Below are 17,668 nucleotides of genomic sequence, written 5' to 3'. Positions count from 1 at the left end.
GGACCGGGGCGACCGGCAGGAGGACCCGCGGCACGGACCGGCCGCGGACCCTACTGCAGGTCGTGCTGCTGCACGTCCTGCTGCCCCGCCGGCGAACCGCCCAGCCCGCGCGCCGGTCCCTGGCAGCCCTGGGCGGCCGCGATGCCGAGCGCCACCAGAAGCGTCACCACCACGAAGACGAAGAGGCGCTGCCGCAACAGGCGGGGGTTCGCCGGACGCCGTCCGGTGCCGGTCGGCCTGGCCCCGGGGCGGGTGCCCGGCCTGCCGTTCGTACCGTTGGTCGGGCTCGGCCGGCGGCCCGGCGGGACCGCACCGCGCGACGGCCGGGGCCGGCCGCCGGCCGGGCGGGGCGCCCCCGAGGCCGGCCGCGAGGCGGACACCGAAGCCGATGATGTGGAGCCGGACGCCCCCGGCTGACCGGACGGGCCGGACGCGGAGGCCGGTGCGGGGCGGCGGGCCTGCGGCGAACGCCCGGTGGACGGGCCTTCGTGCCTGCGGGTCTGCTGCTCGGTGTACGGGCCGTCGAGCCGGCCGGTGGGCCGGTCCGCCTCGTGCGCGGAACGCTGGACGGGCGGACGGCTCTCGTGCAGCCCCTGCGCCTCGCGCGCCGCGATCTCCTTGAGCCGCATCGACAGCTGCAGGGTGCTCGGCCGCTCCTCGGGGTCCTTCGCCAGACAGGCCCGCACCAGCGGAGCGAGCGCGTCGTGCACCTCGGCCAGATGCGGCTCCTCGTGCACCACCCGGTACAGCATCACCTCGGAACTGCCGTGTCCGAAGGGGGAGTCCGCCGTCGCCGCGTACGCGAGGGTGGCGCCCAGCGAGAAGACGTCCGTGGCGGGGGTGACCGCCGCGCCGCGCACCTGCTCCGGCGCGAGGAACCCGGGCGACCCGACCGCCGTACCGACATGGGTGAGGGTGCTCGCCCCGGTCGCCCAGGCGATGCCGAAGTCGATGATCCGGGGGCCCTTGGGGGAGAGGAGGATGTTCGACGGCTTGAGGTCCCGGTGAACCACCCCGGCCTCGTGGACCGCGACCAGTCCCTCGGACAGCGCGGCCCCGATCGCGGCCACCTCCGAGGCGGACAGCGGACCCTCCTCGGCGACCTTGTCGTGCAGCGAGGGGCCCGGTACGTACTGCGTGGCGAACCACGGCCGTTCGGCATCCAGATCGGCGGCCACGAGGCGGGCGGTACAGCCGCCCCGGATGCGCCGTGCCGCGGACACCTCGCGCGCGAACCGGGACCGGAACTCCTGATCCTCCGCCAGGTCGGGGCGGATCACCTTCAGGGCGACCCGCTGCCCCCGCCGGTCCGAACCCAGATAGACGACACCCATCCCGCCGGCTCCGAGCCGCCGGTGCAGCCGGAACGAGCCGACGAGACGCGGGTCCTCGCGCCGGAGCCGCATCATCGCCATCGTCTGCCCATCCCCGCTGCCTGGTCCGCCTGACGAGGCACAGCTTACGTACCCGGCGCCCAGCGCGCTCAGAGGCCGCGCCTTCCCCCGGGATTCGATTGTGCGTACCGAACCGGACGTGTGAAGCACGGTCAGCAGTACGCCGATCCGGGCGATTCCGTATCCCTCCGGTCCCAAAGGGGCATCTGTGGGCGGGTATTGGCGCACCGCCGCCGGGTACCGGCCGGACGGACGCCTCCCGCGGGTCCGCCCGGTGATGCGCCCGGGCAGGTTCGGGCCCGCCTCTCCCAGCACCGGAGGAGCGGCTTCCCCGCCCGATCCGGCGTGAGTGATGTCACCCGTTCCGCCGTTTTCCGGACGAACCCCACCCGGAGACCCGTGGCCCGGCTCCACCCCGGCAAACCCGGTCTCCACCCAGGGGAGTACTCCGGCTACCCACAGCTCATCCTCGCGTAGGCCCGCCGATCGGTACGCGGGCATGACGCCCGCCCCGCACCGCCTCCCTAGGCTGGGAACGAACGGGGGCGGAACCCTCCCGGCCGGGACCGGTCGCCGACGTTCGCACCGTTCAGGAGAGGAACCATGTCGGACACGGCCACGCGGACCATGCTCCGCGCGCAGGGACGCAAGGCGTACAGAGCGTTCGGCGGCCGCCCGTCCGGCACCCGCCACCCGCTGGTGGCGGCGGCCATGGTCCTCCCCCTGGCGGCACTGCTGGTGGTCGTCTTCGGCGGCTGGGAAGCGGTGGTCACACAGGCGTCGTCCGTGGGCGTGATGATGGGGCGCTGAACGGCGCCCCCGGGTCCGGAAGAGCGGTCCGGACCGGGACATCCGGCCAACAGCCCCGTGGGGACGGGGGTACGGCGGACGACAGCGTTTGTCCGGCCGGCTGGAGAGCCGGCCGGACATCGCGCATTCCGGGACCCGGCACCCCCGTAACCTGGGGCTTTGCCACGACTCTCCCCGGGGGACCCTTGAGCAGCGCCGAGGTCGTCACCACTCTGGGCGGCCTGGCCCACACCGCCGCCCACCCGGCCGCCGACAACGGCTGCGGCTGCCCGCCGCCCCGGGTGCTCGCCGACCGCCCGGACGGCACCGTCGTCCGCAGCGGCAAGACGGTCGCGAAGGCCCATGCTCCGGGCACCGGCGGACCGGAGTTCGCCGCCCGCCTCGCCCTCGCCGCAGCGCCCGCGCTCGCCGGGGTCCTGCTGCCGCCCGTTCCCGTACCGCACCCGCTCCCGCGCGCGGAGGGACGCCCCGTCACCCTGTGGCCGTACGGGGAGCCCGTCGACCCCGCCGACCCGGAGGCCGCCCCCTGGGAGGAGGCGGCCGACCTCCTCGCCCGCCTCCACCGCACCGCGCCCCCGGTGCCCCTGCCGCCGATGCGCGGACCCGCCAAGGCGGCCCTCGCCGTCGCCCGGATGCGGGCGGCACACCCCGTCGGCCCCGGCCGCGCCGAGGTCCTCGCCGCCTGGGCGACGCTGCCCGGATGGGCCCGTGACGAAGCGCCGGCTCCGCCCGGCCGCGCGGGGTTCCTCTGCCACGGCGACCTCCACCTGGGCCAGCTCGTCCGCCACCCGGCCCCGCACGGTCGCTGGCTGCTGATCGACATCGACGACACCGGCACGGGTGACCCCGCCTGGGACCTCGCGCGCCCCGCTGCCTGGCACGCCGCCGGACTGCTGCCCGACACCGTCTGGCGGCGATTCCTGGACGCCTACCGGGCGGCCGGCGGCCCGGCCGTCCGGGCCGCCGGCGACCCCTGGCCCGAACTCGACGTCCCCGCCCGGGCCCTCACCGTGCAGACCGCCGCCCTCGCCCTCGCCAAAGCGGCGGAAGAGGGCCGGGAACTCGACGAGGTCGAGCGGCTGATGACCGACGCGTGCGCCCGCATCGCCTCGCTCCCGCCCGAGTTGGCACCACCGCGCACGTCGTAGGGTGAACCGACCGCCATCGGGAAGGAATTCCGGCGGCGGACCACCGAACGGCGAGGAGCCGAGCCGATGATGCAGTGTCCGAAGTGCCACGCGCAGATGCACACGTACAACCGCAATGGCGTCCAGATCGAGCAGTGCAGCGGCTGCCGGGGGATATTCCTGGACTTCGGCGAGCTGGAGGCCCTGACGCGGCTGGAGTCGCAGTGGACGCAGCAGGCACCGCCCGCGCCGCCGGCCCCGCAGGCGTACCCGGCCGCGGGCCCCGCGTGGGGCGCCCCGCAGCACGGCGGCGGTCACTACGACCACCATCACCGCCAGAAGAGCTTCGGCCGGATGCTCTTCTCCTCCTGAGCCGGCGCCGCCGCCCGCCGGTCACGCCGGGCGGCGCTCCCCGGCCCCCGGGCGTCCGGATCTCCCCAGTGCTCCGGCCCTCCAGGCGTCCGGACCTCCCGGGCGTCCGGGGCGCGAACCGACCGCGGGCACAGCGAAAACCCCGGTCGTGGAGACGACCGGGGTTTTCCGTGGTGCGCGATACTGGGATTGAACCAGTGACCTCTTCCGTGTCAGGGAAGCGCTCTCCCGCTGAGCTAATCGCGCGGGGCTGACCTGCGTGTACTGCGTGCGCGATACTGGGATTGAACCAGTGACCTCTTCCGTGTCAGGGAAGCGCTCTCCCGCTGAGCTAATCGCGCGGGAATATCCTTGCGGACGAGTGGACGATACTGGGATTGAACCAGTGACCTCTTCCGTGTCAGGGAAGCGCTCTCCCGCTGAGCTAATCGTCCTTGGAGGTGGAGACGGGATTTGAACCCGTGTAGACGGCTTTGCAGGCCGTTGCCTCGCCTCTCGGCCACTCCACCAGAAGCAGGGGGTTCGGGTAGATCCCCCATTTCCTGCGAGCGGACGACCAGGTTCGAACTGGCGACCTCAACCTTGGCAAGGTTGCGCTCTACCAACTGAGCTACGTCCGCTTGTCTTTCCCGATCCGCTTGCGCGTCCCGGCGACGTGTTGAACTCTAGCGGATTCCTGGGCCAGCACAAAAACGCGTTTGCGCAGCGTGCTGCGCCCCCTCGCTCTGCGCCGGTCCGAGGGCCCGCGGACCTACACTCGATCGCGTGTCCGACATCGCCCCCATGGCCCGCTTCGGCGGCCTCGTCGCCTCCGGTCTGCGGGACGTGACCAGCGATCCCGCCGCTCTGGAGTCCGCGGGCTTCTGGGCCGTATCAGCCGACTTCGAGGGGCGTGTCGTGTGCGCGCGCTTCTCCTCCGTGCGCGAGGAGCCGGTGCCCCCGCCCGTTCCCGGAGCCTGGCGCGGCCCCGGGGAGGGGACGTGGACCTCCTCGCTGGACCGCGAGGCGTACCAGGAGGCCGTACGGCGCGTCCGCGCGCACATCGCGACCGGCGGGGTCTACCAGGCGAACCTCTGCCGGGTGCTCTCCGCGCCGCTGCCCGATCCGGACCGCGCCGACGTGGACGCGCTGACGGCCCTCCTCGCGCGCGGCAACCCGGCTCCCTACGCGGGCACGCTCCGGCTGCCCGGCCACGGAGTCGAGATCGCTACCGCCTCCCCCGAGCTGTTCCTGTCGCGCGACGGGCGCACCGTCGAGTCCGGGCCGATCAAGGGAACCGGGCGCACCGAGGCGGATCTGCTGGAGAAGGACCACGCGGAGAACGTCATGATCGTCGACTTGGTCCGCAACGACCTGGGGCGTGTCTGCGCCACCGGCACCGTGACCGTCCCCGACCTCTGCGTGGTGGAGAAGCACCCCGGGCTCGTCCACCTCGTCTCCACCGTGCGCGGCGAGCTCGCGGAAGGCACGGGCTGGCCGGAACTCTTCGGTGCCGCCTTCCCGCCCGGCTCGGTGAGCGGTGCCCCCAAGTCCAGCGCGCTGAGGATCATCGAGGAACTGGAGACCACGCCGCGCGGCCCCTACTGCGGCGCGGTCGGCTGGGTCGACGCCGACCGGTCGGCCGCGGAGCTCGCGGTCGGCATACGCACCTTCTGGATCGACCGCACCGGCCCCGTGCCGCTCCTCCGCTTCGGCACCGGGGCGGGCATCACCTGGGGCTCCGACCCCGCGCGGGAGTGGGACGAGACCGAACTGAAGGCGTCCCGGCTGCTGGCCGTGGCGTCCGGAGGCGGGTTCTCCCTCCGAACGCCGCCGCCGGAGGGCGTTACCGCTTCCGTGCACAGGGGTGACCGGGAGGCCCCGGGCGGGTAGAACAAGTGCGGTGACCACGACCCTGCGGCCGACCGGGCCGACCCAGCAGAGCGCCGACGGCGCGCGGACCCGTCGTTACGACGTGTGCGACAACGGGCGCCCCGTCGGTACCGTCACCCTCTCCACCGCCCCCTCCTTCGGCCCGGCCACCGGGGTGATCGACGGTCTCCGCGTCGAGGAGCACCGCCGCCGGCGGGGGCGGGCGATCATCGCCTCGCTCGCCGCCGAAGAGGTGCTGCGGGAGTGGGGGTGCGTCGAGGTGTGCGCGCGGATCCCGGCGGGGAACGAACCGGCGCTGCGGCTCGCCGCCGTACTCGGCTACACCGAACGCAGCCGGAACATGGAGCGGCCGACGCCCGCGCACGTCCCCGCGCTGCCGCCCGGCCTGGTGGGGCGGCCGATGACGGCCGAGGAGTTCGTGCCGTGGCTGGCCCGCCTCCACGAGGAGTACGCGCGGGAGTGGGCCGAGCGCGGAGTCCCCCGGGAACAGGCCCGCCTCAAGTCCGAGGGCGACCACGCCCGGCTCCTCCCACAGGGCCTGGCCACCCCGGGTGTGTACATCGACGTCCTGGAGCGCGAGGAGGACGGCCGGGCCCTGGGCCACGTCTGGCTCTCGCGGAGCCCCGCGGAAAGCGGCGCGACGACCGGGTACGTCTTCTACGTCGAGGTCGGCCCCGAGTTCCGGGGGCGGGGATACGGCCGCGCCCTCATGGGGCTCGCCGACGGCATGGCGCGGAGCGCGGGGTTCGACCGGATCGGGCTGCACGTCTTCACGTCGAACGCGCCGGCCCGGAGGCTGTACGAGTCCCTGGGATACGAGCCCACCGCGCACAACCTGGTGAAAGCCTTGTAGGCGGCGGAGAAGGGCCGGGGCCGCATCGGTCAGCCACGAAGGGCCGGGGTCTGACCGCTCAGCCCCGGGCCGCGAGCAACCCGTCGACGAGGGACTCGATCCGCTCGCGCAGCCCGTCCTGGCTCTTCCCGCCGTCCAGGCGCTCGCCGCCGACGACGTACGTCGGGGTGCCGGTCACCCCGATCGCCTTTCCCTCGGCCTGGTCGGCGTCGACGATCAGCGTGTGCCGGCCGTCGATCAGCGCCGTGTCGAACTCCTCGGTGTCAAGGCCGAGTTCACCCGCGACCTCCAGGAGCAGCGGCTCGCCCGCGCGGGACAGCTCGGCCGTGCGTCCGAGGACCGCCTCGACGTACGCCCAGTCCTCGCCCTGGGCCGCGGCCTCCTCGGCGGCCTGGGCCGCCGCGTACGCGTGCTTGTGCTTCTCCAGCGGGAAGTGCCGCAGCCGGATGTCGACGCGGTCGCCGTACCGGGCGCGCAGGGCGTGCACGTCGGCGAGGGCACGGTGGCAGTCCGGGCACTCGAGCTCGCACCAGAGATCGACGACGACGGGGCTTGCGGGGGTGGAATCGCTCATGCGGCCAGTCTTTCAGCAGGTACGCCGACGGCCCAATCGGCGGCGTCCGAGTCCGGTCCGACGGCGTCGCGCCGCCGCCCGATCCGGGTCCGGCCGGTGTCGGGTCCCTCCCGGAGGAGGAGCCGGACCCCGAAAAGACCCTGACGCACGGCCGACGGCATGGCCCCGGTCACCTCGGGCGGTGCACGATGGAAGGGACGCCCGTTCCTGCCGCTGGAGGCTCCGATGATTGCCGAGACCATTTGTTCCGCGGCTTCGGCGGCGGGCCTGGGGATCGCCGCGGTGACGGCGTACCGCAAGCGGTTCCTCACCGCGGCCCGGATCGCCGCGTACGCGCTCGTCCCGATCGGCCTCGTCCTGACGGGGGTCGTGGAATGGGTGGCCGGCATCGCGTTCGACCCGAGCGTGTGGATCGGCTTCCTGCTGCTCGGCGCCGCCTGGCTGCTCTTCGTCACCACGCGGGCGGTGGAGCGCCGCCGCGGCCCGGCCCGCGAGGAGCGCAAGGCCGCCCGCCGGGGCGGTGACGACGGACGGATCGCCCCGGCGGCCTCCGCGCCCTCCCTCCGGCAGGCACCCACCGGACAGCGCGCCGGCCGCCCCGGCGAGAAGCCCGGCGGCACGGGCAGGACGGAGCCGGGGGACGACTTCAGTGACATCGAGGCCATTCTGAAGAAGCACGGCCTCTGATCCCGCCCCCGGCCACGCGAGCCCGTCCGGCCCTGAATTGATTCAGGCAGGGCTCCGGAAGCCCACGGGCCGCGGCCGATTGAATCAATTCATGAGCCCGGCCCGGGTCCCGCTCCGGCGCGGGTCCTCCGTACGATGAGCGGATCCGTCGACCGGCACGGCGGCCGGGGGCGGCAGTCGGCATCAGTGGGGCAGGACAAGTGGCGCGTGTGGCAGGGATCAAGGATGTGGCCCGGCGGGCCGGCGTCTCGGTGGGCACGGTCTCCAACGTCATCAACCGGCCGGAGTCGGTGCTGCCGGAGACGCGCGCCCGTGTGCTCGCCGCCATAGAGGAGCTGGGCTACGTACGGAGTGAGTCCGCACGCCAGCTCAGGGCCGGGCGCAGCCGCATCATGGCGCTGCTCGTCCTCGACATGGGCAACCCGTTCTTCGTGGACGTGGCCCGGGGCGCCGAGCGCGCCGCGCGGAAGGCCGGCCTGGGGGTCATGGTCTGCAACAGCGACCAGAACCCGGCCGAGGAGGCCGAATACCTCGGTCTCTTCGCCGAGCAGCGGGTCTGCGGGGTGCTGGTCACGCCGGCGGACGCGAGCGGACGGAACCTGGAGTCGTTCGGCCGCCACCAAATTCCGTTCGTGCTGGTCGACCGGGTCGCGTCCGGTCCGGACTCCTGCTCCGTCTCCGTGGACGACGTGCGCGGCGGCGCGCTGGCGGTGGGCCACCTCGTCCAGGCCGGCCACCGGAGCGTCGCCTACGTCAGCGGTCTCGGCGACCTCCACCAGATCAGGGACCGCAGAGTCGGTGCCCTCGCGGCCCTCGCCGAGGCGGGCCTGCCCCCCGAGGCGCTCGTCGAGATCGCCTCCGACCGGCTCGACGTCGCCGCCGGCCGTGACGCCGGGGCCCGGCTGCTCGGTCTGGTGCCCCGCCCCACCGCCGTCTTCTGCGCCAACGACCTGCTCGCCCTCGGCGTCCTGCAGGCGCTCTACGCGGCGGGGGTGCGGGTGCCCGGGGACGTCGCCATCGTGGGTTACGACGACATCGAGTTCGCCGCCGCCGCTGCCGTACCGCTCACCTCCGTCCGGCAGCCCGCCGTCCGGATGGGGCAGCTCGCGGCGGAGCTGCTGCTCGAGGAATCGGACGACGACTCCGGCACCCACGAGCACCGGGGCGTGCTGCTCCAGCCCGAACTCGTCGTCCGCGCGTCCAGCGCCTCCGCCCGCTGACGGCAGGCCGCCTCGCGGCGGGGCCGGCCCGCCGGCCTTCGGACGCCTGCGGGAGGCTCGTACAGCCAACCGATTTCGACGTTTCTTCGAGGTGAACTCCCCGACCCAAAAACGGGGTTGATCTCCGAGGTGGTCCCGTTTGGGTCATGATCGCTACGAAATGTTGGACACATCCCGGGGCGAAGCCCCCGCACAGACCGCCGAAGAGCCTCGTGGCTGCCTCTTCGCCCTCTCCCAGCCTCCACTGATGATCTTCCTCACCGTGGTCGGCACCCTGCTGCTCATGGCCGCACTGCACGATCTCTTCCTGCTGTGAGCCGGGGACGACCCGTGAGCCGGGGGCGGCCCACGCGCGGGGGAAGCCCCGTGCGCCCGGGGCGGCCGGAGAGCGGACGAGGGCGGACGCGCGGACGCCCGTCCTTCTCTCTCGCCGCCCTCGCTCGGCCCCCGGCGCCGAAGCGCCGCGCGGCCTTCCCCGGGCCGCGGTCAGCCGGTCGCTTCCTTGCGCCGGGCCCGGTACGCCGCGACATGGAGGCGGTTGCCACAGGTGCGGCTGGAGCAGTAACGGCGGGAGCGGTTGCGCGAGAGGTCGACGAACGCCCGGCCGCAGTCCGGGGCCTCGCAGCGCCGCAGCCGATCCTGCTCGCCCATGACCACGATGAAGGCCAGGGCCATGCCGCAGTCGGCCGCGAGATGGTCGGCGATCGAGGCGCCCGGCGCGAAGTAGTGGATGTGCCAGTCGTACCCGTCGTGATCGGTCAGCTGCGGAGTGGTGCCCGCCGCGGCGACCAGCTGGTTGACCAGATCGGCCGCGGCCCGGGCGTCGGTGGCCGCGAAGACCGCCGCGAACTTCGCCCGCACCTCCCACAGTGCCCGCAGGTCCTTCTCGCCGAGCCGGCCGACACCGCTGACGCGGTGGTGCGCCGCGAAGGCGTACAGCTCCGTGGTGCCGGCGATCCGGTCCGTGGGCCCGCCGTCGGGCGATCCGCTCTCCGGGGCGGTGTTCACCAGATCGACCACCGTGTCGAGGGCGATGCGGGTGTCGTGTGGGATCAGCACGCTTTGCTCCCTGGCCTCCGGCGGGCGCCGTGCCCGCAGATGCGGGCAGACTCTACTGGCTCGCAGCGCCCGCGCGGGGGCCGGGACCGCCGGACGGTACGCCGACCGTACGCGCGGACACGCGCCGGCGCCGCCACCGCGGTGGGTTCCGCGGTGACGGCGCCGGTTCCTGCCCTATGAGGTTGTCCGCGCGACGCCGTCTCCCCGAGTCGGACGGCGTCCCGCAGCTCGTCGCCTGGCTCAGCTTTCGGCCAGGATGTGTGAGAGCTCGGTGTCGAGGTCGAAGTGACGATGCTCGGTGCCCGGCGGAACCGCGGCGTCGGTCCTCTTCAGGAACGACTCCAGGGCCCGCGCCGGGGCTTCGAGCAGGGCCTCTCCCTCCGGAGAGCTCAGTGCGATACAGACGACGCCTTGGCCGTGACTACGAGATGGCCAGACGCGGACGTCTCCGGTGCCGGTGGGCCGGTGCAGCCCCTCGGCAAGAAGGTCACGGGCGAAAACCCACTCGACCGTCTCCTCCGCTCCGGTGTGGAAGGTGGCGTGCACGGCATAGGGATCGGCCGTGTCATACCGCAGGCCCGCGGGTACAGGCAGTGAGGACTCGCTCGACACAACGAGGCGCAGGTGCAGCTCGCAGCTGACCGTGGTGTTCATAAGCGCCAGGGCCTTTCGCTCAGTGTGCGCTCGGGGATTCGCACGTCGGCGAAATCGACATGCCACCTACGGTGGCGTTGTAAACCCCTCTGACCGTTTTGTGCTGCTTCGGGTCCCCCGTACAGCGGTGAGTAACTTTCCGTCATGCACCCATTCCAGTGACGGAGAGCGGTCGGGTAGGTTGAGCCCCATGAATGCGCAGAGTGACGAACGGGGCGGAACCGTGCCGGTCGCGGAGCCGGATTCCGTGGCGGGGGACGTGACGGAACCGGAGCGTGAGCTGGGCTCCCGGGCGCCGGCCTTCATCAAGGCGTCGAGGCCGCTCCACCTGAGCTGGCAGGTGGGCGTTTTCGCCGTGGGCCTCGCCGTCGTGGCGGCCGGCGTGGCGATGCTGGTGCTGCCCGGGCCGGGGTGGCTGGTGATCTTCGGCGGCATGGCGATCTGGGCGACCGAGTTCGTCTGGGCGCAGCTCGTGCTGCGCTGGACCCGGCGGAAGGTCACCGAGGCCGCGCAGAAGGCGCTCGACCCCAAGGTGCGGCGCCGCAACATCGTTCTCACGGTGGCCGGGCTGGTGATCGTCGCGGCGCTGGTGGGGGTCTACCTCTGGAAGTTCGGCCTCAGCCTGCCGTGGAACATAAGCGAGTGACCGCTGGGTGGTCCAGGGGCACCGCTGACATGCGGTAATGTTTGCCGTGCGCCCGGGCGATTAGCTCAGTGGGAGAGCGCTTCGTTCACACCGAAGAGGTCACTGGTTCGAACCCAGTATCGCCCACCCGGACGGAAGGCCCGAGAAACCGCAAGGTTTCCCGGGCCTTCCGCGTATGCGGCGCACCGCACCGCGGCCGTCACCGCATCCGGCCCAGGGCCTCCTTGACCCGCCGGGCGTCCCGCAGTCGCTTCTCGTACGTCGCGCCCACCGCGAGAAGCAGCACCCCGGCCGCCGCGGGCACCAGCCACCTCGGCAGCGCTCCCACCACCTGCACCACGTACGGGGCGAGCTCGTGCAGGCCGAGCAGGGCCAGTACCCCGCCGCCGAGGAGCAGCGGGGCCTGAAGGCGGGTCCGGGCTCCGGCGAGCGTGACCGTGAGGGCCGCGAGTCCCAGCAGCAGCGGACGCGTCCACCCCGGGTCGCCCCAGGCCGCCAGCAGGCTCGGCACCAGCGTGACCGCGAGTCCCGCGCCGTACGCCGTCCAGGACGAGACCCCGTCGTCGGGAGCGGTCCGGCGGCGGCGAAGCATCCCCACCACCAGGGCCGGGACCGTCACCGGCAGGGTGTACGCCTCCGTGGCGGTGACCTCCGACGCCGCCAGCCGCACCCAGGACGCCAGCACGAAGAGCACCAGCGCCAGGGCGCCCGCCACCTTCCGCCGCTCCGGCCGAACCGCCGTCCCCGCGGCCAGCACCCCGGACAGCCCGAGCACCAGGGCGAGCCACGCCGGGTCCGTGACCGCCAGGCCCACCGCCACCAGTGCGCCGAAGGCGCCGGTCAGCTCCATCGCGACCGGCACCGGGCGGCGCCGGAGCACCCCGCCGAGCAGCGCCGTGACCGCCGGGCCGGCCAGCAGCAGCGGCGCCCCGCGCGGGGCGGAGAGCCCCAGCGACCCGACGGCGGCGGCGGTGAGCGCGATCGCGCCGAGGACGGCGGCGCAGGCGGCCACCGAGCGCACCGGGCTCTCCGGCAGCCGGAGGGCCGTCGCGGCGAACAGCATCGTCAGCGCCGTCACCACCGCGTAGGTCGTCGCCTGGGAGGACAGTGCCAGGGCGGCCACGCTCACCGTCACCGCCAGCGCGCAGCCGAGCGCGGCCCGCCCGGCGGCGGACCGGGCCCGGCCCCGGGAGACGCGCACCAGAAGCTCCAGCGCCCCCGCGACCAGCAGGGTCTCCAGCACCGCCCCGGCGGCGTACGGGATGTTCGCGACCGCCGCCGCGACCAGCACCGCGCCGGCCGCCAGAGCCGGTACCGCCACCGGGGCCGCGCCCCGCCACCACGTCCACGACGCCCCCGGCCGCGCGGCGGCGAGGCCCTCGGCGGCGGGCCGCGCGGTCCACCGGTGGGCCGTCGCCCCCAGGGCGGCCACCACCGCCAGGACCACCGGCGCGGCCATCGACCACGACGGGAGGACCGGCCCGCCGAGCGCGTCCCGCAACCCCTCCGGAGCGCCGGCCCAGACCCGCGTACCCGCCGACAGGGGGCCCATCAGGACCGCGGCCACCCAGGGCACCGCCCAGAGCAGCGTCCCCGCGACCACGGCCGCCACCGCCGCGTCCACACCCCGTCCGGCCGCCGACACCGGGAGCACCCGGCCCACCGGCAACGCCCGGGCCACCGCCAGGAGCGCGATACCCGCGAACAGATACGCCACGACCGCCCACTGCGCCGGCAGCGCCGCCCGCACCACCCCACCGGTGCCCGCCATCCCGGCGAGACCGCCGACGAGTCCGCAGGCCGTCGCCAGGCGGGACGGAGCCCAGCGCACGGCAAGCAGCGCGGCGGCCCCCGCGAGCACCAGCAGCGCCCCCGGGGCGATCGCCGCGACCGGGCCCCCGGCCATCAGCGAGCGGGCCAGAGCCGTCAGCAGCGCGCCCGCCCCGGCGGCCGCGAGGCAGACCAGAGCGGTGATCCGCACCGCGGACCCCACCGCCCGGACCACGAGCACACCGTCCAGCACCGCCGTGACCAGCAGCGCCCACCCGAAGGCGAGGGCCGGGGCGCCGGCGGCCACGCACGCCAGCACCAGCGGCAACTGACCCGCCACCACCGCCGCCGGAGCCGGCAGCACCGGCCGGCCCGGCACCCGGCCGTACCCCGCCCAGAGCGCCGCGAGTGCGGCCGAGGCCACCGCGGCGAACGCCGCGCCGCCGGTGCCGGGAAGGGCCACCGCGTGCAGGGCGTAGGCGTCGAGGAGCGTCAGCACGAGCCCGAAGGCGCCCAGCGCCTCGGCCGTGGCGCGCAGCCCGCGCCGCCGCAGCGGGACCGGGACGACGAGGGCGGCGGCCGTCACGATGGCCAGGACGGCCGAACGGCCGCCGATGCCCATCGAGCCCCAGCTGAACAATGTGAAGGCGATGGCGGCGACCGCGAGCAGCAGGCCGCCGAGGGCGAGCAGCACGTTCTGCGCGCCGCGCCCGGACGGGGTCCGCGCCGGGACGGGCGGGCCCCACGCGGGCGGCGGGGAAGCGAAGGCCGTGTGCGTGCGGGCGGAGCCGGAGCCGGCCGAGGCGCGCACGGCTTCGACCAGCCAGGCACGGCGCTGGAGCAACTGCGCCCGGCGGGCGTCCAGATGGGCCAGTTCGCGGTCGAGGAGCGCCAATTCCTCGGCGGGCGGCGGGACATGTTCCATGCCCGGAGTGTCGGGCCCGGACCGGGGTGCGTACATGTGTTCAGGTACTCACTTCTGGGAGTGAGTAGGTGGGGCGGTCGCTCCCGGAGCGCGCCAGACTGGCCCCATGAATCCGAACCACTACCGGTTCACGAGCCTGTGGGACCTCCCGGCGCCGCCCGCCGCCGTCCTCGCGGTGCTGGAGCGGGGCGAGGAGTATCCGCACTGGTGGCCGCAGATCCGCGAGGTGGCCCAGGTGGACGCGACCACGGGACGGGCGCGCTTCCGCTCCGTCCTGCCCTACGACCTGGTCGTCACGCTGGAGGAGGGCCGCGGCGACAGGGCGGCCGGAATCCTCGAAGTGTCGATGCGGGGTGATCTGGAGGGCTGGGCCCGCTGGACCGTCACGGGCAGGGGCGACGGCAGCCGGGTGCGGTACGACCAGGAAGTCGAGGTCCGCAAGCGGCTGATGCGGCTGCTGGCGCCCGTCGCCCGACCGGTCTTCCGGGCCAACCACGCCCTGATGATGCGTGCGGCGAGACGCGGGCTGACCGCCCGGCTCGACGGCGCCTGACCACCCCGCGCGGGGTGGTCAGGCCGCCTTTCGCGACGCGGTTTGAACGAAGCCCGCCGGGCCCTGTATTGTTCAACCCGTTCCCGGGCGATTAGCTCAGTGGGAGAGCGCTTCGTTCACACCGAAGAGGTCACTGGTTCGAACCCAGTATCGCCCACCGGGAAAAGCCGGTCCGTCAGCTCCGACGGGCCGGCTTTCGCGCGTTCCGGCCCGCACGGGGCGGCAGCGGCCAGGCCGTTCACGCCGCGGCGGCCACCTCCGGGCGCGGACGCAGCGGCCACGCGGGGTCGACCCGCTCCGGGGTGCCGCTCCGGGCGAACCACGCCTCCAGCCCCCGCGCCTGCGCCGCGTGCCAGGCCACCTGGAGCGTGTGCAGCTCCGCCGGGCTCAGCCGCTCCAGCCGCGAGGTGAACCGCCGGCCCACGGCGCGTACCAGCTCCATCGAGGCCGCGGCGTCGGCCGCCGCGTCGTGGGCGCCGTCCAGCGCCACCCCGTACAGCTCGCAGAGGTCGGTCAGGGTGCGACGGCCCTTGCGGTAGCGGTCCAGGTGCTTGTCGAGCACCCGCGGATCGACCACGCACAGCGGCACGTGCTCCAGATAGTGCGTGAGCGAGGACGCCCGGTGCCGCTTCAGTTCGCGGTCCAGCAGCGTCAGGTCGAAGGGTGCGTTCATCACGACCAGCGGGCGGCCGGTCGCGCACTGCTCGGCGAGCGACCGCGCGATCTCCTCCACCACCGGAGCCGGCCACCGGCCGTTGCGCTGCAGGTGGTCGTCGGTCAGGCCGTGGATCTCGGTGGCCCCGGGCGGCACCGGTATCCCGGGATTGATCAGCCAGCGGGTCACCCGGGCCCGTCCGCCGGCGGTGTCCTGGACGACCAGGGCGGCCGAGACTATCCGGTCCTCCTCGACGTCGACCCCCGTCGTCTCCGTGTCGAATGCGGCCAACGGCCCCTCGAACCAGTGCATCATCCCCGAACTCCTCGCACCCGCACGGCAGATGGCGTGATACCCCTGCCCGATATCGGTGATACCCGCAGTGTTTGCCTGATACGCCGTTTGCGGGCCGTCTCCTTCGGTGACAACACTTCTGACGGGAAAGGGAGTTGACCGGTGTCCGTTCGCGGTGCCGGTCGTGGCGCCGGTCCCCGTCGGAGTTGAAGCACGCCCACGACCGGAGAACTGCACAGCCCGGAAGGCATACGGAGCCATGGCGCTCGCGCAGCCCGACCCGGGGAGCACCGCCCGTGCCGCGGACCGCGAGAGAGGTCTGCCGGCCGGGCGGACCGCGCCCCTGCGGGGCACCCTCGCCACCACCGCCTGCATGGAGACCCTTCAGGTGGGGTATCTCCACGCCGTGGCGGCAGCGGCCGGCTGCTCCCTCTCGCAGCCGTTTCCCGACAACGGCGTCGACTGGCACCTCAGCCACGGCGCCCCGGCCCACACCGTCGACGACGAAGTGACCGTCAAGGTGCAGCTCAAGTGCACCTACCAGCTCCCGCCGCACCCGCAGGGCGGGACCTTCCCGTTCACCCTCGACAACGCCCACCTCGTGAAACTCGCCCGGACCCCCGTGTCCGTGCACCGGATCCTGGTCGTGATGATCGTGCCGCGCGCCCAGGACGACTGGCTGCGCGCCGGACACGACCGGCTCGACCTGCGGCACTGCTGCTACTGGATCAACCTGGCCGGCCACCCGGTGACCGGCCGGCTCAGGACGACCGTGCGCATCCCGGCCTCGCGGATCTTCGACGACCGGGCGGTCTGCGAGATCATGGCCCGGGTCGGGGCGGGAGGGAGACCCTGATGCACCGGTCGATGGACGAACCCGTCGGCGGCGGAGCGGAGCCGGACACCCGGGCCCATCCGGCCGAGATCCCGGAGGTGCCGGTGCTCCGGGAAGCGGGGGAGACGCGGGAGGCGCCGGACCGGCGGGCGTCCGGTGCCCTGCCGGACCCGTCGGCCGTGGACCCCGCCGTCCTCGGGGCGCTCCTCGCCCGCCACGGCTGGTGCCTGCGCGGCGGGGCCGTCGGGCGCTACACCCGGTGGACCCCGCCCGGCCCGGCCGGCGGGCCCGCCAGCCTGCTGGTACCCGCCACAGCCGGGTTCCCCGACAGCGAGGAGCTGCTGGCGGAGGCGGTCGCGGCCCTCGCCCGCAGCGCCGAACCCTCCGCCCGGGACGTCCTCGTCGCCCTCGCCGTACCCAGCGACGAGGTCCGCTGGCGGCGCGAGGTCCCCGAGGGGGCGCCGGCCGCCGCCGGGGCCGCCGGAGCGGCGGGCTGGGGCGAGGCGGAGGCACTGCGCTCGGCGGCCCTGCGCGTCCTGCTGGCCGGCTCGCTCGCCGTACGCGGCCCAGCGGGCCACCACGGGGCCCGCCACCGCAGACGGGCCCGGGCGGCGCTGGACGACGTGCTGATCGGTCCGGTCCCGGGCGGACGCCGGCTCACCGCTTTCCTCCCCGTCGCCTCGGGCCGCGCCGTCGCCGGCCGGCTCTACCGGGCACTGCACGCCGCCCGCGAGGCCGTCGACTACCAGCGGGCCACCGGCCGCATGGAGGCCTTCGACGCCGCCGTCCCGGCCGGCGTCAGCCGCGAGCTGACCGAGGCCCTGGTCGCCCTGGTCCGCGGCTCGGAAGGGGCGCGGATCACCGTCGACTGGGCGCCCGCCCGCGGTGCGCCCGACGACTGCCCGGCCCGTCCCGAACCCGTCGACTTCTCCCCGGGCGACCTCCCCGCGCTCCGGCTGGCCGGTACCCGCTACCGCCAGGAGGAGCCCTCCTTCCCGGTCCGGATCACCGGAGCCGTCGTACGGATGCGCCGCTCCGGGCCGCGTGGCCCCGGGACCGTAGGGCTGCGCGTCCTCGCGGGCGCCGAGGTGGCGCACGTGCGGGTCGAGCTGGACGAGGAGGCGTACCGCATCGCCGGTCACGCCCATCTCGTCGGGCTGCCCCTGCGGGTGGAGGGGGTGCTCGAGAGCCGGGGCGGTTTCCGGCGCCTCACCGGCGCCACCCAGGTCGCACCGGTCCAGGTCGACGAGGCGGAGCGCGACCGCCTGGTGAAGGCGCTCCAGGAGAATCTGGACTGGTTCGAGGAGGCGTGCGCGGGCGACGGGGGGTAGCTCACCGCTCCGGCCCGCGAGCCGCCGTCGTCCGCGG

The 17,668-nt window shown here is 74.3% G+C and carries 18 protein-coding genes and 7 tRNA genes; 14 read left to right on the top strand and 11 right to left on the bottom strand.

What is annotated here, in order from left to right; all coding sequences use genetic code 11:
• Positions 1-50: 50 nt before the first annotated feature.
• The gene (locus tag ACFZAX_RS30550; protein WP_390965538.1) at positions 51-1,415 is read right to left on the bottom strand and encodes a protein kinase; all 1,365 of its coding nucleotides are present in this window, start codon (positions 1,413-1,415) and stop codon (positions 51-53) included.
• Positions 1,416-1,997: 582 nt separating this feature from the next.
• Between ACFZAX_RS30550 and ACFZAX_RS30545 the strand changes: the two genes are divergently transcribed.
• From ACFZAX_RS30545 to ACFZAX_RS30535, 3 genes are all read left to right on the top strand, one after another.
• Positions 1,998-2,204, top strand: coding sequence for a hypothetical protein (locus ACFZAX_RS30545; protein WP_390965537.1), 207 nt, complete (start codon positions 1,998-2,000; stop codon positions 2,202-2,204).
• Positions 2,205-2,389: 185 nt separating this feature from the next.
• On the top strand, positions 2,390-3,352 hold the full coding sequence (locus ACFZAX_RS30540; RefSeq protein ID WP_390965536.1) for a phosphotransferase: 963 nt from the start codon (positions 2,390-2,392) through the stop codon (positions 3,350-3,352).
• Between the two features lie 66 nt (positions 3,353-3,418).
• Positions 3,419-3,703, top strand: a complete 285-nt coding sequence (locus ACFZAX_RS30535) for a zf-TFIIB domain-containing protein (RefSeq protein WP_327174743.1) — start codon at positions 3,419-3,421, stop codon at positions 3,701-3,703.
• 171 nt (positions 3,704-3,874) lie between these two features.
• Here ACFZAX_RS30535 and ACFZAX_RS30530 read toward each other — a convergent pair.
• The 5 genes from ACFZAX_RS30530 to ACFZAX_RS30510 all read right to left on the bottom strand — a co-directional run bounded on the left by ACFZAX_RS30530 (position 3,875) and on the right by ACFZAX_RS30510 (position 4,323).
• Positions 3,875-3,949, bottom strand: a tRNA-Val gene (locus tag ACFZAX_RS30530).
• 23 nt (positions 3,950-3,972) lie between these two features.
• Positions 3,973-4,044, bottom strand: a tRNA-Val gene (locus ACFZAX_RS30525).
• Between the two features lie 21 nt (positions 4,045-4,065).
• Positions 4,066-4,137, bottom strand: a tRNA-Val gene (locus ACFZAX_RS30520).
• A gap of 1 nt (position 4,138) precedes the next feature.
• Positions 4,139-4,212, bottom strand: a tRNA-Cys gene (locus ACFZAX_RS30515).
• A 38-nt stretch (positions 4,213-4,250) separates the two neighbouring features.
• Positions 4,251-4,323 (bottom strand) — tRNA-Gly (locus tag ACFZAX_RS30510).
• 163 nt (positions 4,324-4,486) lie between these two features.
• Between ACFZAX_RS30510 and ACFZAX_RS30505 the strand changes: the two genes are divergently transcribed.
• Positions 4,487-5,575, top strand: a complete 1,089-nt coding sequence (locus tag ACFZAX_RS30505; RefSeq protein WP_390965595.1) for a chorismate-binding protein — start codon at positions 4,487-4,489, stop codon at positions 5,573-5,575.
• A gap of 10 nt (positions 5,576-5,585) precedes the next feature.
• Entirely contained in the window at positions 5,586-6,428 is an 843-nt protein-coding gene (locus tag ACFZAX_RS30500) for a GNAT family N-acetyltransferase (RefSeq protein ID WP_390965535.1), read from the top strand.
• A gap of 58 nt (positions 6,429-6,486) precedes the next feature.
• Here ACFZAX_RS30500 and ACFZAX_RS30495 read toward each other — a convergent pair whose 3' ends face one another.
• A complete protein-coding gene (locus ACFZAX_RS30495) occupies positions 6,487-7,002 on the bottom strand; it encodes a DsbA family protein (RefSeq protein WP_390965534.1) in 516 nt (171 codons plus the stop codon).
• 225 nt (positions 7,003-7,227) lie between these two features.
• Here ACFZAX_RS30495 and ACFZAX_RS30490 point away from each other — a divergent pair, with 225 nt between their 5' ends.
• The 3 genes from ACFZAX_RS30490 (at position 7,228) to ACFZAX_RS30480 (ending at position 9,225) form a co-directional block, all read left to right on the top strand.
• Entirely contained in the window at positions 7,228-7,689 is a 462-nt protein-coding gene (locus ACFZAX_RS30490) for a hypothetical protein (protein ID WP_390965533.1), read from the top strand.
• A 200-nt stretch (positions 7,690-7,889) separates the two neighbouring features.
• Entirely contained in the window at positions 7,890-8,909 is a 1,020-nt protein-coding gene (locus ACFZAX_RS30485) for a substrate-binding domain-containing protein (RefSeq protein ID WP_390965532.1), read from the top strand.
• A gap of 160 nt (positions 8,910-9,069) precedes the next feature.
• The gene (locus ACFZAX_RS30480) at positions 9,070-9,225 is read left to right on the top strand and encodes a hypothetical protein (RefSeq protein ID WP_327174738.1); all 156 of its coding nucleotides are present in this window, start codon (positions 9,070-9,072) and stop codon (positions 9,223-9,225) included.
• Between the two features lie 170 nt (positions 9,226-9,395).
• On the opposite strand, the gene ACFZAX_RS30475 is transcribed toward ACFZAX_RS30480, so the two are convergent.
• Positions 9,396-9,968 carry a CGNR zinc finger domain-containing protein gene (locus tag ACFZAX_RS30475; RefSeq protein WP_390965531.1) on the bottom strand — a complete coding sequence of 191 codons (573 nt, stop codon included), beginning with the start codon at positions 9,966-9,968 and terminating at the stop codon, positions 9,396-9,398.
• Positions 9,969-10,208: 240 nt separating this feature from the next.
• Positions 10,209-10,622: an SsgA family sporulation/cell division regulator gene (locus tag ACFZAX_RS30470; RefSeq protein ID WP_003959770.1), complete on the bottom strand. Its 414-nt coding sequence runs from the start codon at positions 10,620-10,622 to the stop codon at positions 10,209-10,211.
• Positions 10,623-10,812: 190 nt separating this feature from the next.
• Here ACFZAX_RS30470 and ACFZAX_RS30465 point away from each other — a divergent pair, with 190 nt between their 5' ends.
• Both ACFZAX_RS30465 and ACFZAX_RS30460 read left to right on the top strand, forming a co-directional pair.
• Positions 10,813-11,268, top strand: a complete 456-nt coding sequence (locus tag ACFZAX_RS30465) for a TIGR02611 family protein (RefSeq protein ID WP_390965530.1) — start codon at positions 10,813-10,815, stop codon at positions 11,266-11,268.
• Positions 11,269-11,322: 54 nt separating this feature from the next.
• Positions 11,323-11,394: transfer RNA gene (locus tag ACFZAX_RS30460), tRNA-Val, on the top strand.
• A gap of 73 nt (positions 11,395-11,467) precedes the next feature.
• Here the strand turns inward: ACFZAX_RS30460 and ACFZAX_RS30455 are convergent.
• On the bottom strand, positions 11,468-13,963 hold the full coding sequence (locus ACFZAX_RS30455; RefSeq protein WP_390965529.1) for an SCO7613 C-terminal domain-containing membrane protein: 2,496 nt from the start codon (positions 13,961-13,963) through the stop codon (positions 11,468-11,470).
• A gap of 106 nt (positions 13,964-14,069) precedes the next feature.
• On the opposite strand from ACFZAX_RS30455, the gene ACFZAX_RS30450 reads away from it, so the two are divergent.
• Entirely contained in the window at positions 14,070-14,516 is a 447-nt protein-coding gene (locus ACFZAX_RS30450) for an SRPBCC family protein (protein WP_390965528.1), read from the top strand.
• Between the two features lie 85 nt (positions 14,517-14,601).
• A tRNA-Val gene (locus tag ACFZAX_RS30445) sits at positions 14,602-14,673 on the top strand.
• Positions 14,674-14,754: 81 nt separating this feature from the next.
• Here the strand turns inward: ACFZAX_RS30445 and ACFZAX_RS30440 are convergent.
• Positions 14,755-15,486: an exonuclease domain-containing protein gene (locus ACFZAX_RS30440; protein WP_390965527.1), complete on the bottom strand. Its 732-nt coding sequence runs from the start codon at positions 15,484-15,486 to the stop codon at positions 14,755-14,757.
• Between the two features lie 238 nt (positions 15,487-15,724).
• On the opposite strand from ACFZAX_RS30440, the gene ACFZAX_RS30435 reads away from it, so the two are divergent.
• Complete coding sequence (locus tag ACFZAX_RS30435) at positions 15,725-16,321, top strand: DUF4365 domain-containing protein (protein WP_390965526.1); 597 nt, start codon at positions 15,725-15,727, stop codon at positions 16,319-16,321.
• Entirely contained in the window at positions 16,321-17,631 is a 1,311-nt protein-coding gene (locus tag ACFZAX_RS30430) for a hypothetical protein (RefSeq protein WP_390965525.1), read from the top strand. The genes ACFZAX_RS30435 and ACFZAX_RS30430 overlap by 1 nt, the downstream gene beginning before the upstream one ends.
• Positions 17,632-17,668 lie beyond the last annotated feature (37 nt).

It is taken from the genome of Streptomyces sp. NPDC008125 (assembly GCF_042957125.1).
Lineage (GTDB): Bacteria > Actinomycetota > Actinomycetes > Streptomycetales > Streptomycetaceae > Streptomyces.
This window is presented reverse-complemented; position numbering and strand designations above follow the sequence as displayed.